The following is a 17,083-nucleotide window of genomic DNA, read 5'->3' on the forward strand; positions in this document are numbered from 1 at the left end:
TATAATCACCTTGTGTACGCTTAACTCTTTGTTCTCGTTCATGTTCCATAAAATAAGCCTCTTAAAGGTGTAAACTTATTTCAGGACGGGACAAGATAGACATTAAAAAAGCCCCATACTGAATAAGGGGCTTTTTTGTGTTTAGCAAATCTTGGGAATTAGCTTGCCATGGCATCTAGGCTAAGGTCTGCCACCGTTGGTTTTGGCTTTTCTGCCACTAAACCTAATTTGGTGAACAGTTGACGGTCTTTACCTTCGCCTGCATTTGGTGTGGTCAATAGTTTCTCACCCGAGAACAATGAGTTTGCACCCGCCATAAATGCAAGTGCTTGGTCTGAGTCAGAAAGTGCTTCACGACCTGCAGATAGGCGGATATAGCTGTGCGGCATGATAATGCGCGCAACAGCAATGGTACGAATCCATTCCGTCACATCGAGTTTTTCAACATCTGCCAGTGGTGTGCCTTCAATTGGAACCAACATGTTGATTGGCACAGATTCTGGGTGAATTGGCATCGTTGCAAGCTCTTGCAATAAACCAATACGGTCTTCTTTCTTTTCACCTAGACCAACAATACCACCGCTACACACTTTCATGCCTGCTTGACGGACATATTCTAAGGTATTTAAACGATCGTCAAAGGTACGTGTACTAATAATATGTGAATAGTACTCACGTGACGTGTCGAGGTTATGGTTGTAATAATCTAAACCTGCATCTTTTAAACGTCCAGCTTGAGACTCATTCAGCATCCCTAAAGTCATGCAAGTCTCTAAACCAAGTGCTTTCACCTCTTTAACCATTTCTAGTACATAAGGCATGTCACGTTCATGTGGGTTACGCCAAGCTGCGCCCATACAAAAACGAGATGAGCCTGAGGCTAAAGCTTCTTTGGCTTCTGAAATAACTTTGTCTACAGCAATTCGCTTTTCGGCTTCAAGTTTTGAGTCATAACGTGCTGACTGAGAACAGTACTTACAGTCTTCAGGACATTTACCTGTTTTAATCGACAGTAAAGTACTGACTTGAATGGTGTTGGCTTGGAAATGTTGGCGATGTACGGTCTGCGCTTGAAAGACGAGATCAAGAAAAGGCTGATCATACAAAGCTTCGATTTCTTCACGCGTCCAATCATTGCGTAGGTTCATAATGGCGATCCATTTTTAATTCTAACTTGTATACATCATACATTTAACGTGCCAACTTAAAAGGCATTATTGCTCAGTTTTAATAGTATCTCCCGATTATGTTTTTAATTTTATCTTTTTATGAGATTGTAAAAATAGTTGCAAAGTTGAGCATTTTTTCGGAAATTTGGCTGCAAAATTCTATTTATTTGGATTTTGAGTTACACTGAAAATGCAGCTAAATAGATAAAATAAATAAAATTATGCAAGCAAATGGCTGTTTGATTGAACTTTTATTGATTGAGTCTGTTTGAAGCAAGTATTAGTGCTTTTTCATCAGTTGCTCTTGGATGGCCCAGTCAATATGGACTTGCACAATATCGTTAAGCTCTGTGCGAGAAGCTTGTAATTGCTGCAATATTTCATCTGAGAAAGGTGCATTACCTAGACCAATCGCGACGTTACGCATAAAGCTTTGGTAGCCTGTACGACGTAGGGGACTCCCTTCTGTATTTGCCATAAAGGTGTTTTCATCCCATTGCCAAAGGTCAATTAGTTGAATGTCATCCAAACCATGACGCGGGTTAAAATCATCAATCGGTGTAGTTTTGGCAAAGCTATTCCACGGGCAAATGAGCTGGCAGTCATCGCAACCAAACACACGGTTACCAATACCGCGGCGTAGTTCTTCAGGAATAATGCCTTGAAACTCAATAGTTAAATAGGCAATGCATTTACGCGCATCTAATAAATAAGGCTCAACAATGGCTTGGGTCGGGCAAATATCAATACACGCGCTACATGAACCACAGTGTTTGGTGGTGGGTTGGTCAAAAGGTAGCTCTAAAGAGGTAAACAGCTCACCCAAAACAAAAAATGAGCCTGATGTTTTATGAATGAGTAAGGTGTGTTTACCGACCCAGCCCATACCTGCATTTTCAGCCAATGATTTTTCAAAAATGGGTGCTGAGTCTGCAAATGGGCGAGATTCAAAATCGCCAACTTTGGCTTTGATTTTCTGAGAAAGGGTCTTTAAACGCCCACGCATGACTTTGTGATAGTCACGTCCGCGTGCATAACGCGCAATGATGGCGCTATTTGGTGCAAAAGGCACAAGACGTGGTTCAGGAACGGCAACCAAATAATCCATACGCACACAAATAATGCTTTTGGTGCCCGGAACAAGCAGTGTTGGATCTGCGCGTTTTTCTAAGTTTTCAGCAAGAAAATGCATGTCACCATGATAACCAAGTTCTAAATATTTTTTAAAACGCGGCAATTCAACTTGAGCATCTGGTTTGGCGATGACACAATCAGAAAATCCTAAAGCCAGTGATTCAGCTTTAATCCAAGCCTTAAGCTGCTCTGGATCATATTGATCTACAGGGATTTTTGAGGAAGATGTGGATGTTGTCATAACCAAGAACAAAGGAAAAATCATGCATCAGCAAGTGTACCACAGCAGCGAGATTCAAGCATGGGAAGGGCGTTGGTTCGCGCAGCAAAATAGTGCTTATGGATTGATGCAACAAGTCGCATGGGCAACAACTGAACAGATGCTGCCTAGGCTTAAACAGCAGCAAGTCAAAAGCGTTGCGGTGTGTTGTGGTCAAGGCAACAATGCAGGTGATGGTTACTTGATTGCATCGTATCTAGCCGCGCAAGGTTATGACGTTGAAATTTATGCAGCAGCTTTGGGAAAGTCTACTTCACTGCAACAAGCACATGCAGCAGCTGTGCAACAGGGGATAATGATTCATACCGGTTTTGCTTTTCAACATTCATATGATGCCTATATTGATGCTTTGTTTGGCATTGGGTTAAACCGTGAACTCAGTTCAGACTGGCAAGCGGTTATTCGACAGATCAATAGACAAACAGGCTTAAAAATTGCCGTTGATATTCCGAGTGGTTTACAGGCCAACACGGGGCAAGCTTTACCTTGTGCAGTTGTCGCCGATTATACTTTTACGGCTCTCGGCCTAAAGGTAGGTTTATTTACTGGACAGGGTAAAGCATTTTCAGGAGAGGTCACGCTTATTTCGCTACTTCCTGTAGACAGTGCTTTAAAACCTTTAGCTTCACTTGCTCCACAGCATGTGCAGCTTGTACCGCGTCAAGCCTTTGGGCATAAAGGAAGTTACGGACACGTAATGGTGATTGGGGGACATGCACAGATGGGCGGTGCGGTGATGTTAGCTGCAGAAGCTGCCTTTCATGCGGGTGCAGGCAAGGTGACCGTGGTATGTGATGCAAAACACCATACTGCAATTCTAGCCCGTGCACCCAATATTATGCTGCGTGATATTAACCAAATGTCGCTCCAAGAGCGTGAAGCATTGGTGGCTCATGTGGATGCAGTTAGTTTTGGTATGGGCTTGGGAAGAGACTCGTGGGCTCAGCAGCAGTTTGATGCATGGTTTCCACTCATTCAGACCAGTGCTTTACAGGTGGTGTTGGATGCGGATGCTTTATGGTTTTTGGCTGAAAAGCCAGTAAAACTCGGTGAGCAGGTGTACGCAACACCGCATCCTGGGGAGGCCGCGACTTTGCTCGGTATCAGTACCTCAGTGGTGGAGTCCGACCGTATTGCAGCTATTTATGCCTTACAAGAAAAATATGCAGGACAATGGGTGCTTAAGGGTTCGGGAAGCTTGATTTTAGATACGCAACTTTGGATTTGTACCGTAGGTAATCCAGGGATGGGAACAGGTGGAATGGGTGATGTATTGGCAGGCATGATTGCCAGTTTAAAAGCACAGTTGCAAGATGACATTGCGTTACATCAAATTGTGACCTTACATGCCCAAGCAGGTGACCTTTTGGCTCAGCAGGGTGAACGTGGTTTACAAGCACAGCAAATGAGTCAGGCTATTTATACAGTCGTGAACCGAGAGCATACAGTATGAAAGCAATAAAACTGACCATATCGGGAAAAGTTCAGGGTGTTGGATATCGACGTTGGTTTGCACAATATGCTGTTGCTTTAGGTTTAAAGGGGTATGTACAGAATCTGGCTTCAGGTGCAGTTGAAGCGTTGCTTTTGGGTGATGATGGTATGGTTGCCGAACTGGTAAATCGTGCTAAAGTCGGGCCAACTCATGCGATAGTCACGGATGTGGTCATCGTAGAACTGGCTTCAGAACAGCAAACATTTACAGATTTTCAAATACGTCGTGAATGATCAAGTATGCAAAAATAAAAAAAGGGCGAAAGTTTAACTTTCGCCCTTTTTTCTAAGATGTTAAATCTTAGTGGTGGTGACCACCAGCACCGTGCGCATGGCCGTGCTGTAATTCTTCTTCAGTTGCATCGCGGATTTCTACGATTTCAACTTCGAAAGTTAAGTCTTGACCAGCAAGTGGGAAGTTCGCATCAACGATTACGTTTTCGCCTTCAACTGCTTTTACAGTTACGATTTGAACGCCATCATCAGTTTGAGCTTGGAACTGCATCCCCGCTTGGATGTTGTCTACGCCTTGGAACATTTGCGCTGGAACTTCTTGAACGAGTTCAGGGTTGTATTCGCCATAACCTTCAGCAGCAGGAACAGTAACAGTGAATTTTTCACCTACAGTTTTGCCTAGCAATGCATTTTCTAAACCTGGGATGATGTTACCTGCGCCGTGCAAATATGCAAGTGGTTCACCTTGTGATTGGTCTAGCGTTTCGCCTTCAGCGTTAGTCAATTTGTAGTTGAAAGAAACCACGTGATCATTTGCGATAGCAGTCATGTTTTTCGTCCATTCATTTAGAATTTAAGGGGTATATCATAAAGTGAAAAGCAGCTTTTGTAGACTAAATTTAGCAAAAAAACTGCATTTTCCACGTTCTTATGGCGTTTTTTTATTAGTGGGGACGCATTTTTAGATTTCAATGCAATTTTATTTTCGGACCGACTTTTTTATTCATCAGGTCTTTTGCGGTCATCAGCCCAGCTTGGGTATAGCCATGTAAGGTGGCCTGATGGAGTCGATATAAAGAAACATACATGGTTTTTGCCAGCACGCCTTGCACATTGACTTGGCCCAGTAGTTCGCCGACAGCTTTATATTGACTAAGGGAAACCAAAGAGCCTTTGTCAGAAAATTTAAACATCGGCAAAGACTGACCACGAATGCGCGCTTTGAGGGCTCGAAGCAAAAAGGCCGCTTGTTGACTGGCCACTTGAGCGCGTGGGCCAAGGACTGGTTCATCGGCTGCGGGCTGGCAGTGAGCGCAATCACCAAAGGCAAAAATGTTGGGGTCGGAACGGGTTTGCAAAGTCGCATAGACTTTAAGACGTCCAATCGCATCTTTTTCAAAGCCTTCAAGCGCATTTAAAACGAAAGGTGCTTTGATGCCTGCCGCCCAAACTTTTAGATCGGCATCGATTTGTGTGCCGTCGGCAAAATAGACATGGTCTTTATCTAACTTGGCAACACGGTGATGGGTGAGGACTTCAATGCCAAGCTTTTCCAATTGGGTATGTGTGTGATTTGCCATTTTGGTGGATAGGGCGGGAAGAATGCGATCCGCTGCCTCAATCAAGGTCACTTTGACTTTGTTTGGGTCAATTTTATTGAGACCGTATTTAAAAAAGGTACTTTTCGCATGGACCAATTCGGCTGCAAGCTCGACTCCTGTGGCACCTGCACCAATAATCGCAATATTGAGTGCGCGTGTTTCGGGACGGTTTTGTGCATCTAAATACAAATGTAGAAGGTCTTGCTGGAAAATTTCAGCTTGCTGGCGACTGTCGAGGAAATGGCAGTAATGTTTAGCGCCTTCGGTTGAAAAGTCGTTAGAGGTCGAACCGACGGCTAGGACTAAGGTGTCGTAGTGGAGTTCAAATTGCGTAGTTTCCGTGCTTTGTTTGGCATATTGGCGTGCTTCAAGTTTTACTTGTTTATCTTCTTGATCTAAGCCGACAAAACGACCCAAAACAAACTCATAATGATGCTTAGAAGCATGTGCAAAATAATTAATTTCTTCAACACTTGGGTTGAGTGTACCTGCCGCAATTTCGTGGAGTAAGGGTTTCCAGATGTGGGTGAGGTTTTGATCGACGAGGGTGATTTTAACCCACTTGGATTTTGCGAAGCTGTCACCGAGTTGCGTTGCTAACTCTAGACCACCAGCACCACCGCCAATAATAACAATATGGTGTGGCACTTGTTCTGTTTGTACAGCCATATGAAGCAACCTATTTATTATTAAAAAAAAGAAGATGACATTGAATATGCCATCTTCTTGATTTATTGATAATTAGATTGTCTTACAACTTACATAAAGTATAAAACTCGGGATACTGCTCGAACTTAACCGAGTGTATAGGTTTTTACTTTAGGTTCATCGCTTGATAAAAATGGAAACAAGCCTTTGAACCAAAACATTAGACGCTGGAAAATATTGGCTTCTTCAATTTGTACATCTTCTTCAATGGTGAACGTTTGAATGAGCTGATTGTTTTGATAGACCTGCACTTTCGCCAGTTGCATCACTTCAGCCAGCGGAGCGGTCAGCTTGTTTTGCAACACTTCAATATTGAAATGCGTTTTTGTGGACTCTAATGGATCAATGCGTTGTATAGTGCCATTGCCTGTATTGAGCATAATGCGTTGGTTGGTCTGGTCAAAGGCATGTAAGTCAATGGCATATGGTTGATCGTACAATGATGTGGTCACAATTTTCGGTTGCTTACTTTCCACTTTGAACATTTTCAATGTCGATTTAACTACAGGCAGTTCTGCGATAATTTGCTTATCTTTCAGTGCAACTTCGTTACGAGTATAGGTATAAGACAAATTCATGAGGTTGTGTGCAACTTCAGCGCGTTTTGCAGCACTTTCTGTACCCAATACAATCACCACCAAACGACGGTTTGGATTGTCTGGATTCATGGTCGGGCGGTTTGCTGTCAGTGCTAAATTGTATCCCGCTGCTTTGGTATAACCTGTTTTTAAGCCATCTACTGTCGGGTCTTGTTTTAACAGAATATTGGTTGCACGGTGAAAGCGTTGGTTGTAGCTAAAACTTTGCTGTTTTGAATAGTATAAATAGTCTGGCGTTTCATTCACCAAGGCTTGGCCTAATAGCGCTAAATCATGTGCGGTTGAATAGTGCTCTGGCATGGTGATACCCGCAGGGTTTTGAAAATGAGTTTCAGTCATTCCTAGTGCTTTGGCTTCTTGGTTCATTCGTGCAACAAAGTTTGGAATATCACCCGAGATGCGTTCCGCTAAAGTCACTGCTGCATCGTTTGCAGACATGACCACTAAACCAGCTAGAAGCTGATCCACAGAAATCTGTTCACCTTGTTTTAAGTACATTTGGGATTCATCCCACATCACCGTACTGACCACAGGTGTTGCGGTAAGAATTTCGCTCTTATTGAGCTTCCCTGCATTGATTTCTTTGAGTGCAATATAAGCCACCATCATTTTGGTGAGCGAAGCGGGTGCACGTTGAACATGACTATTATGCTCTGCAATGACTTGCCCCGATTGGCTGTCAAAAACTGTCCAAGCTTGAGCTTCAACTGTTTCAGGAACAATATTGAGCAATGCCGCTTGAGTAAAACTTGAACATAAGGCGAAGAGTGTAGCGATGAAGTAGATGACAGCTTTCAATGAAATTCCCTAACCAAGCCATTCCGTGACTTTTAAACCTAAAACAGCTGCAAATGCTATGCCTTTTTTTCCTCAATGACCAGTCAAAAATGCAGACAAATGTGACTGTGACGCAAAACTGGCGTAAATAATGCTAAGCTAAGTTATAACTCATTTCATTTTATTTTGTATCGCCCATTATGTTGCATTATCAGATCGAATTTGACGATTATCGTCAGCACCTTATACACGTGACTTTACGTTTTGTAGCAGACCCAACACAGGTACTTTCATTGCCGACTTGGATTCCGGGTAGTTACCTCATTCGCGAGTTCTCAAAGCATATAGAGTCGGTTCGTGCTTATGATGAAGAAGGGCGTTTGTTAGAAATTCAAAAATTTGAAAAGAATAAATGGCGTCTTTTTAATACCGACCATGAACTGATTACGGTTGAGTATGATGTCTATGCCTATGATCTATCGGTGCGCGGTGCGTATGTAGATCAAACCCGTTTATATGTAAACCCTGCATGTGCTTGCTTAGGTTTGGAGGGTCAAGAGGACAAAGCAGTTGAAGTTGAATTGTTCCTTCCTGATGAGCTAAAACACTTCCAATTGGCTACTGGTATGGCTTCAAAAAGCCTCGTTAAAGGTCGCTTTACCTTAAAAGCCAAAAACTATGCCGAGCTGATTGATGCACCATTTGAGTTGGCAGAGCAGACTCGTTTTAGTTTTGAAGCCAAGGGCATTCCACACGAGTTTGTGGTGTCAGGTAAACATGCCATGAATGCTGCACGTATGCAGCAAGACATTGAAAAAATCTGTGCAACAGAAATTTCAATGTTCGGCTCAGCACCATTTTCAAACTACACCTTTATGACGATGGCGACAGCAAATAGTTATGGTGGTTTGGAGCATCCAAATTCAACCAGCTTGATTAGTCCACGTGAAGACTTACCAAAAGCCAATGAGCCTGAAGAGCCGTCTGAAGACTATCAACGTTTCTTAGGTTTATGTAGTCATGAATACTTCCACTCATGGTTGGTCAAATTCATTCGTCCTGAAAACTTTGTCAATTATGATCTCAACAAAGAAGGCTATACCTCTTTGCTTTGGATTTTTGAAGGTTTCACGTCTTATTATGATGACCTGATTTTGCTGCGTAGTGGTGTGATTTCCCAAGCCTCATATATCAAACTACTCAAAACTCAGATTGATCGCTATTTGCAAAATCCGGGTCGTTTTGTTCAGTCTGTGTCTGAGTCTAGCTTCGATGCATGGGTGAAATTTTACCGTCAGGATGAAAACTCGAACAATGCAGGCACCAGCTATTACAACAAAGGCTGTTTGGTTGCACTATGCTTAGACTTAGGTTTACGCTTACGTGGTTCAAGCTTGGACGCGCTTATGCGTAAACTTTATGAGAACGCGCAAAAGGGTATACAAGTACATGAGCGTACAATTGTTGAGTTGTGTAATGAACTGACAGGTGACAACTGGATTGAGCAAATCAATCACTTAATTAACACCACAGATGAGTTGCCGCTGGATCAACTTTTCCCTGAGTTTGGTTTAAGTTATAGCCTGAAAAATGACAAGTCATTACCGCTAGGTTTAAAGCTTGTAGATAAGCCAGAAGGCGTCTTGCTACAAAGCGCACGTCGTGATGGTGCTGCGGCTCAAGCTGGCCTTTCTGCCCATGATGTGATCATTGCGATTGATGGTCTCAAAGCAACGATGAAACTGGTAGAAAAGTATGCCAAACAAGAAGGCTCGTATAGCATATTGGCATTCCGCCGTGATGAGTTGATGAGCTTTGACGTAAAAGCTGCTGGCTCAGAGCTGACTGAAGTGGAATTGAAAGTCGAAGATCAAGCGAAAGCAGAGAAGTGGTTCAAGGCTTAGTCCCCAAACCTCTTTATTTGATTCTGTTGAGATAAAAACCGATGCTTAGGCATCGGTTTTTTATATGCGCTTATTTGTGAGCATTAACTACCACGATAAGTTGAATAGCCATATGGGCTAATTAACAGAGGGATATGGTAATGATCTAATGAGCCATCAATTACAAACACCACGGGCACTTCAGGAAAGAATGAGCGCTGATTTTTTTGGCGAAACCAATCACCTGTTTTAAAGGTAACTTTGTATACACCTTTTTGTAAGGCCGTATCTTTGGGATATAAATCATTGATTCGACCTTGGTCATCGGTCGTACTTGAGCTGATTTCTGTCCATTTATCATTTTGTTGGGCTTCAAGTGTCACTTTGACATTGGCAGAAGGGAGACCATTTTCCAAATTCAGCACATGGACGCTCAATGGATTTTGAGCAAAACACCAAGAAGAAAAACCAAGTCCAATGAGCGGAAGCAGCATTTTTAGCATTGAATTGACCCTTACCGTTGCAGAAAAAAGATTCAGTTTAACCAACCATATAAAAATCATAGGTTTAAAAATGTAAAAATGGAGGAGTACGAGTACATGGTTTATTTATCAATATTTAAGCTGCGGCATGTTGAATGGCTCTGCCGATTTAAATTAAGCGGTGAGAAAAGTCATGCTTACGCATATAGGACTACAAGACTGTAAAATGATTTGAAGATTGTATTATGTGAAAAGTATCTAATGTTGTGGTTTAAATGAGGTAAATAACACATTTCGCTAAAAAATTTGTTTATTTAGTAAGCGAAAGCTAAAGCCTTGTGGAAAGACGTGATTTTGAAAAACGAAGGCTGTAGTGGTATTTTCTGGCGAAATGTCGTTATCACTGGATATTACGTTGACTGGAAAGCCCTGAGGGACGATACTTTCAGGGTTTTATTCAAGCACATCGGTTCGCAGGGGTTGAGCCAGAAGCTCATCACCCTAAAAAACTCAATCTAACGCAAGGGGCTATATATGGCTGGTGGAAAGTCAACCATCATTTACACACTGACCGACGAGGCGCCATTGCTAGCGACTTATTCGCTACTGCCGATCATTGAGACCTTTACTAAACCTGCTGGTGTAGAGATCGTTAAAACTGATATCTCTGTTGCCGCACGTGTTCTCGCAGAATTCTCTGAATACCTAAAAGAAGAGCAAAAAGTCCCAGACAATCTTGCAGAACTAGGTCGTCTTACCCAAGATCCAGATACTAATATCATCAAACTCCCGAATATTAGTGCCTCTGTTGCTCAGTTAACAGCATGTATCAAAGAGCTTCAATCAAAAGGCTACGCGATTCCTGACTATCCTGAAAACCCAACCACTGAAGACGAAAAAGCGCTTAAAGCACGCTATGGCAAATGTCTTGGTTCAGCTGTAAACCCTGTATTGCGTGAAGGTAACTCTGACCGTCGTGCACCAGCTGCAGTGAAAAACTATGCGAAAAAACACCCGCACTCTATGAGCGAGTGGAAGCAATGGTCTCAAACTCACGTTTCTCACATGGATGAAGGCGACTTCTACCACGGTGAAAAGTCGATGACTTTAGACCGTGCACGTAATGTGAAAATGGAACTCATCACCAAGTCTGGTGAAACGATTGTTCTGAAGTCAAAAGTTGCACTTCAAGACGGCGAAATCATCGACTCAATGTTCATGAGCAAGAAAGCGCTTTGCGATTTCTATGAAAAAGAACTTGATGATTGTAAAGAAGCGGGTATTTTGTTCTCTTTACACGTTAAAGCAACCATGATGAAAGTTTCACACCCGATCGTTTTCGGTCACTGTGTGAAAATTTACTACAAAGATGCTTTTGAAAAACACGGTAAATTGTTCGATGAGTTAGGCATTAATGTAAACAACGGTATGGCTGGTCTTTACGAGAAGATCGCAACTTTACCGACATCTTTACGTGAAGAAATCATCGAAGACTTACATGCTTGCCAAGAACACCGTCCTGCACTTGCAATGGTTGATTCTGCCAAAGGTATCACAAACTTCCATTCACCAAACGACGTAATTGTAGATGCTTCAATGCCTGCAATGATTCGTGGTGGCGGTAAAATGTGGGGTGCTGACGGCAAACCTTATGACTGTAAAGCAGTAATGCCTGAGTCAACTTTTGCGCGTATCTACCAAGAAATGATCAATTTCTGTAAGTGGAATGGTAACTTCGATCCACGTACGATGGGTACTGTGCCTAACGTTGGTTTGATGGCGCAAAAAGCTGAAGAATATGGTTCACACGACAAGACTTTTGAAATGTCTGAAGCGGGTGTTGCAAACATCACTGACCTAGAAACTGGCGAAGTGTTAATGACTCAAAATGTTGAGGAAGGCGACATCTGGCGTATGTGTCAGGTGAAAGATGCACCGATTCAAGATTGGGTAAAACTTGCAGTAAACCGTGCTCGTAACTCGGGTATGCCAGCAATCTTCTGGTTAGACCCATACCGCCCGCACGAAAATGAAGTGATCAAGAAAGTACAAAAATACTTGAAAGACCACGACACTGCTGGTTTAGACATTCAGATCATGTCTCAAGTACGTGCAATGCGTTATACACTTGAACGTGTAGCGCGTGGCCTAGATACGATTTCTGTAACGGGTAACATCCTACGTGACTACCTGACTGACTTGTTCCCAATTATGGAACTTGGTACTTCAGCGAAAATGTTGTCTATCGTTCCGTTAATGGCGGGCGGTGGTATGTACGAAACTGGTGCGGGTGGTTCAGCACCTAAACACGTACAACAGCTTGTTGAAGAAAACCACTTACGTTGGGATTCTTTAGGTGAGTTCTTGGCGTTAGCGGTTTCTTTAGAAGAGCTAGGCATTAAAGAAGATAACGCTCAGGCGAAACTTCTTGCGAAGACTTTAGACCAAGCGACTGGCAAATTACTTGATAACGACAAGTCTCCATCACGTCGTACTGGCGAGTTAGATAACCGTGGCAGCCACTTCTACTTAGCGAAGTTCTGGGCTGAAGCGCTTACTGCGCAAGATGAAGATGCTGAGTTGAAAGCGAAGTTTGCTCCACTTGCGAAAGCACTTGCTGAAAACGAAGACAAAATCATTGCTGAACTTGCTCAAGTTCAAGGCCAAGCTGCTGACATCGGTGGTTACTATGCTGTAGATACAGCTAAAGTAAACGCTGTAATGCGTCCAAGCGAGACTTTGAATGCTGCACTTGAAGCGATCTAAGTCAAAACTAAATCGGTAAATTTACCGATGAAGTGAAAAAAGCCGATGCTTATGCGTCGGCTTTTTTTAATAAATATATAATTAATGTAAAACACACTGAGCATGGATTTAAAGAAGAAAAAGTAGATGAAAGTTTATAAATATAGATATGGCTCACAACGTGATTTAGAGTCGTTAAAACAAGATTATTTTTATGCTCCGCATCCATCTAAACTTAACGATCCGTGTGAAAATTTATTTGATGTAGCAGGTATTGAACAAACTTTAGCACAGTTAGTTAGCATGAGTTCTGTTCCTACAAAAATGCTTTCTGAAAGTTTTTTTACTTTATTTACACAAATACAAGAAAATGTGGGTATTTATTCTCTAAGTAAAACAGTTATAGATGAGCTCCTTTGGGCATATTATGCAAACTCCCATACAGGTTTCTGTATTGAATATGATTTAGAGAAATTAGGTGAGTTGACCAAAATTGCAGGCTCTTTTGATGTTTTATATGAGCATAATATTCCTCAAATTACATTAGATGACTTGATTGGTGTTCAGAGTGATGTCATTAAAATTTTACAGCTTACATCTGGAACAAAATCAAAAAGATGGCAGCATGAAGATGAAATAAGAATAATCATGGATTATTTTGGTAAAGTTGAATATGACTTTCGGGCAGTAAAAGCAATTTATTTTGGTTTAAGAATGCCGAAAACACAGCAAGACCTGCATGATAATTTATCTCAAGTGAGTCAAGAACAAGTCATGGAAGTTTTGAAAGGACGAAATATTAAATATTATCAAATGGTATTAATGCCAAATTCCTATGAGTTTGACTATTTTCAAGTTGAAGATTTATATAAGGATGCTGAGAAATATAAAGCGGATGTAAAATTTTTAGACAAGTCATGTATTGACTACAATGGTTATGGTTGGAATATAGACCCAAGTTATTTTGATAAAGTCGCTGAAATAATTTGTAGAGACCCGTATTTTTATAAGTTAGCTGGCATAGCTATTTCTGTTAATGATCCAAGAAGTAAAAATGAGCCCATTATTTATGCTCAATTTTATAAATCGGAAGAAGAAATGTTATCAATAAAGAAAAATTTTACTTTAGACGAAATTGATAATCTTTATAAAGAATTAAAATCATCATAAAAATAAAGCCCACTTTCGTGGGCTTTAAAATACTTAATTTTTAACGACCATTACGTCCGCGACCGCGTGGCGCTTTTGTATTTGGACGAGTAGTACCATTGGTTTTACGCTTTGGTTTCTCACTATCATCCATTTGCCAAATACGCTTTGTACCTGACTTTTTCACAGAACCATCTTTGTTCTTACGAACCATAGGCTTACCACCTGTACCACCCGGTTTTTTCACATAAGAGCGCGAACGGTAAGGTTCTTCCGCAGGAATGTTTTGAAAGTCAGGGTATAAAAGTGGTTCGATTTCTTTGGATTCACCTGGTTGTAAACCCATTTGAACCAAATCAATTGCACCAATTTTAGTACGGATTAAACGTAAAGTAGGAAAACCTACAGCAGCAGTCATGCGACGTACTTGACGGTTACGGCCTTCACAAATTGAAATTTCGACCCAAGAAGTCGGCACAGACGCACGGAAACGTACAGGAGGATCACGCTCCCATAACCACTCAGGTTGTTCAACTTTAGATGCTTCAGCAGGCAAAGTCATACCATCTTTCAGTTCCACACCTTTACGCAACTGCTCAAGGGCTTCTTCAGTGACATCACCGTCGACCTGAACCAAATACGTTTTAAATTTTTTATTGGCAGGGTTGGTGATGTATTGGTTCAAACCACCATGATCGGTTAAAAATACCAAGCCTTCAGAGTCCATATCCAAACGACCAGCCAAGCGCAAAGTAGAGTCGCTGACAAAGTCAGACATCGTCATATGTGCTTCATCTTTACGGAACTGGGAGAGGACGTCATAGGGCTTATTCAGGATGACGATTTTCATAGTCAATAACTTCTGTAATTACATAAAATAAGAAATATCAAGATTTATTTAATAGAGAAATGTAGTTATTTCTCGTATAAATCTCAAAAACAGCGGAATTCGATTAAGCTATTATGCGATAAGAAGAGTGGAAAGTATTGTCTATCGGCAATTATTTTTTAAAATTACCAATTATAATAAAAGGGAGCACCTGCAAAATGGGTTATCAGAAGATCATCGTTCCTGCGGATGGTAGTAAAATTACCGTAAACGCAGATTTATCATTAAATGTTCCAAATCAACCGATTATTCCTTTTATTGAAGGCGATGGTATTGGTGTCGACATTACACCAGCCATGAAAACTGTAGTGAATGCTGCAGTACAAAAAGCATATGGTGGTAAACGCTCGATTGAGTGGATGGAAGTCTACTGCGGTGAAAAAGCCAATAAAATTTATGGCTCTTATATGCCAGAAGAAACTTTTGATGCGCTACGCGAGTTTGTAGTTTCAATTAAAGGCCCCTTAACCACACCCGTCGGCGGGGGCATTCGTTCTTTGAACGTGGCGCTACGCCAAGAATTAGATTTGTACGTCTGTGTACGTCCTGTACGTTGGTTTGAAGGGGTACCATCACCTGTTCAGCATCCTGAACTGACCGATATGGTCATTTTCCGTGAAAACTCAGAAGATATTTATGCAGGAATCGAGTGGAAAGCCGACTCTCCTGAAGCGAAGAAAGTGATTAAGTTTCTCAAAGAAGAAATGGGCGTGACTAAAATCCGATTTGAAGATAACTGTGGTATTGGGATTAAGCCCGTATCGAAAGAGGGAACGCAGCGTCTTGTGCGTAAAGCGATTCAATTTGCGATTGATAATGATAAGCCGAGTGTGACCTTGGTTCACAAAGGCAACATCATGAAATATACAGAAGGGGCGTTTAAAGAGTGGGGCTATGAACTTGCGATGGACCGCTTCGGTGGTGAGCTCATTGATGGCGGGCCATGGGTAAAAATTAAAAACCCAAAAAATGGTAAAGACATTATTATTAAAGATGTGATTGCCGATGCATTCTTGCAGCAGATTTTAATGCGTCCTGCGGACTATTCAGTGATTGCGACTTTAAACCTGAATGGCGACTATATTTCTGATGCACTGGCTGCTGAAGTCGGAGGGATTGGTATCGCGCCTGGTGCGAATATTGGTGGGGCGATTTCTGTTTATGAAGCCACGCACGGAACAGCGCCAAAATATGCAGGTCAAGATAAAGTCAACCCAGGCTCCATTATTCTTTCTGCTGAAATGATGCTACGGGACATGGGCTGGGTAGAGGCGGCAGATTTGATCATTAAAGGGATTTCAGGGGCAATTGAGGCGAAAACAGTCACTTATGATTTTGAGCGATTAATGCCGAATGCAACCTTATTGCGTTGTTCAGAGTTTGGTGAGGCTATTATTGCGAATATGGAATAAGCTTTAAGCTGAATCGGTAGAAACCCGCACATGCTGTGGGTTTTCTTTTGTTGTGTTGAAAATAGGCCTGGAAATATATTTTCAATGTAAAACTAGGTTAAAGGATTCGTGCTTTCAGTGAGTATAGGTAAGGTCAAATAAAAAGGAGAGTTGATTCTTAACCATAATTTATATATGTAATTACAATGAAGTACTTTGATACAGCTTATAGCTTGGGTTTTTAGCTAAGTGATGTATGGTGGTCTTTGTCGAATGTTACGGCAGATGATAAAGGAGTAGTCTCGTGGCTAATCAACAAAATCAACAGCAGAACAATCAGCAGCAACGTCAACAACAACCAAATCAACCACAAGAACAACCAGACCAGCAACAACAGCAACAACAACCCAAACCAAATCAAGGTCAGCAAAAACAGCCGAATCAAAACCAACCGAACCCAGATCAGCAACAACGCTAGGCGTATTGCTATTTCATGAACGAATGTTAAAGGCATTTCAAGGAAGAATCGATCAAAGGGAGTTGAACCAAAGGAGGACCCTATGTCGAATAATGTTGTGAAAACATTAAAACAGAAGATCAAAGCACGTTTAAAAAAGATCTCTAAGCATCAGTCTAAGCTGAAAGCCTTAGAGAAAAAACTGAAGAAGCGTAAGTAGTTTTACGTGGTTTATTCGAAGCAAAGCCCTCATTTTATATGAGGGCTTTGCCGTTACATATATAAGATATCTTTCAATAGACCTCTTTCATAAATCATTTTTTACTCAGTTCCAAATTATAGATCCCAGCAATTAGATTGAACCTCAATC

The 17,083-nt window shown here is 41.6% G+C and carries 14 protein-coding genes; 7 read left to right on the forward strand and 7 right to left on the reverse strand.

Going from position 1 to position 17,083, the window contains the following annotated elements; translation table 11 throughout:
• Positions 1 to 158: 158 nt before the first annotated feature.
• Together bioB and queG are read right to left on the reverse strand one after the other, a co-directional pair.
• Entirely contained in the window at positions 159 to 1,148 is a 990-nt protein-coding gene (gene bioB / locus AXW61_RS04610) for a biotin synthase BioB (protein ID WP_004981788.1), read from the reverse strand.
• Between the two features lie 301 nt (positions 1,149 to 1,449).
• Positions 1,450 to 2,544 carry a tRNA epoxyqueuosine(34) reductase QueG gene (gene queG / locus AXW61_RS04615; protein WP_062032974.1) on the reverse strand — a complete coding sequence of 365 codons (1,095 nt, stop codon included), beginning with the start codon at positions 2,542 to 2,544 and terminating at the stop codon, positions 1,450 to 1,452.
• 22 nt (positions 2,545 to 2,566) lie between these two features.
• Here queG and AXW61_RS04620 point away from each other — a divergent pair, with 22 nt between their 5' ends.
• Both AXW61_RS04620 and AXW61_RS04625 read left to right on the forward strand, forming a co-directional pair.
• Positions 2,567 to 4,036, forward strand: coding sequence for a bifunctional ADP-dependent NAD(P)H-hydrate dehydratase/NAD(P)H-hydrate epimerase (locus AXW61_RS04620; RefSeq protein ID WP_062032793.1), 1,470 nt, complete (start codon positions 2,567 to 2,569; stop codon positions 4,034 to 4,036).
• Positions 4,033 to 4,311, forward strand: a complete 279-nt coding sequence (locus AXW61_RS04625) for an acylphosphatase (RefSeq protein WP_062032796.1) — start codon at positions 4,033 to 4,035, stop codon at positions 4,309 to 4,311. Before AXW61_RS04620 ends, AXW61_RS04625 begins: the two co-directional genes overlap by 4 nt.
• 67 nt (positions 4,312 to 4,378) lie before the next feature.
• On the opposite strand, the gene slyD is transcribed toward AXW61_RS04625, so the two are convergent.
• The 3 genes from slyD to AXW61_RS04640 form a co-directional block, all read right to left on the reverse strand.
• Positions 4,379 to 4,861 carry a peptidylprolyl isomerase gene (slyD, locus tag AXW61_RS04630; protein WP_004696728.1) on the reverse strand — a complete coding sequence of 161 codons (483 nt, stop codon included), beginning with the start codon at positions 4,859 to 4,861 and terminating at the stop codon, positions 4,379 to 4,381.
• Between the two features lie 139 nt (positions 4,862 to 5,000).
• A complete protein-coding gene (locus AXW61_RS04635; protein WP_062032798.1) occupies positions 5,001 to 6,302 on the reverse strand; it encodes an NAD(P)/FAD-dependent oxidoreductase in 1,302 nt (433 codons plus the stop codon).
• 125 nt (positions 6,303 to 6,427) lie between these two features.
• The gene (locus tag AXW61_RS04640; protein ID WP_062032799.1) at positions 6,428 to 7,738 is read right to left on the reverse strand and encodes a D-alanyl-D-alanine carboxypeptidase PBP6B; all 1,311 of its coding nucleotides are present in this window, start codon (positions 7,736 to 7,738) and stop codon (positions 6,428 to 6,430) included.
• Between the two features lie 179 nt (positions 7,739 to 7,917).
• Between AXW61_RS04640 and AXW61_RS04645 the strand changes: the two genes are divergently transcribed.
• Positions 7,918 to 9,621 carry a M61 family metallopeptidase gene (locus tag AXW61_RS04645; RefSeq protein WP_062032801.1) on the forward strand — a complete coding sequence of 568 codons (1,704 nt, stop codon included), beginning with the start codon at positions 7,918 to 7,920 and terminating at the stop codon, positions 9,619 to 9,621.
• An 83-nt stretch (positions 9,622 to 9,704) separates the two neighbouring features.
• On the opposite strand, the gene uraH is transcribed toward AXW61_RS04645, so the two are convergent.
• Positions 9,705 to 10,103, reverse strand: a complete 399-nt coding sequence (gene uraH, locus AXW61_RS04650; RefSeq protein ID WP_058951816.1) for a hydroxyisourate hydrolase — start codon at positions 10,101 to 10,103, stop codon at positions 9,705 to 9,707.
• A 513-nt stretch (positions 10,104 to 10,616) separates the two neighbouring features.
• On the opposite strand from uraH, the gene AXW61_RS04655 reads away from it, so the two are divergent.
• Both AXW61_RS04655 and AXW61_RS17130 read left to right on the forward strand, forming a co-directional pair.
• Complete coding sequence (locus AXW61_RS04655) at positions 10,617 to 12,848, forward strand: NADP-dependent isocitrate dehydrogenase (protein WP_004696733.1); 2,232 nt, start codon at positions 10,617 to 10,619, stop codon at positions 12,846 to 12,848.
• Positions 12,849 to 12,974: 126 nt separating this feature from the next.
• Positions 12,975 to 13,997 (forward strand): DUF2971 domain-containing protein, encoded by a 1,023-nt coding sequence (locus tag AXW61_RS17130; RefSeq protein WP_081408265.1) that lies wholly within the window; start codon positions 12,975 to 12,977, stop codon positions 13,995 to 13,997.
• Between the two features lie 40 nt (positions 13,998 to 14,037).
• On the opposite strand, the gene AXW61_RS04665 is transcribed toward AXW61_RS17130, so the two are convergent.
• Positions 14,038 to 14,826: a pseudouridine synthase gene (locus tag AXW61_RS04665; RefSeq protein ID WP_062032802.1), complete on the reverse strand. Its 789-nt coding sequence runs from the start codon at positions 14,824 to 14,826 to the stop codon at positions 14,038 to 14,040.
• 197 nt (positions 14,827 to 15,023) lie between these two features.
• On the opposite strand from AXW61_RS04665, the gene icd reads away from it, so the two are divergent.
• Positions 15,024 to 16,277, forward strand: a complete 1,254-nt coding sequence (icd, locus tag AXW61_RS04670; RefSeq protein ID WP_062032804.1) for an NADP-dependent isocitrate dehydrogenase — start codon at positions 15,024 to 15,026, stop codon at positions 16,275 to 16,277.
• 283 nt (positions 16,278 to 16,560) lie between these two features.
• Positions 16,561 to 16,734: a hypothetical protein gene (locus AXW61_RS17595; RefSeq protein WP_004696738.1), complete on the forward strand. Its 174-nt coding sequence runs from the start codon at positions 16,561 to 16,563 to the stop codon at positions 16,732 to 16,734.
• Positions 16,735 to 17,083 lie beyond the last annotated feature (349 nt).

It is taken from the genome of Acinetobacter sp. BMW17 (genome assembly GCF_001592855.1).
Taxonomy (GTDB): domain Bacteria; phylum Pseudomonadota; class Gammaproteobacteria; order Pseudomonadales; family Moraxellaceae; genus Acinetobacter; species Acinetobacter johnsonii.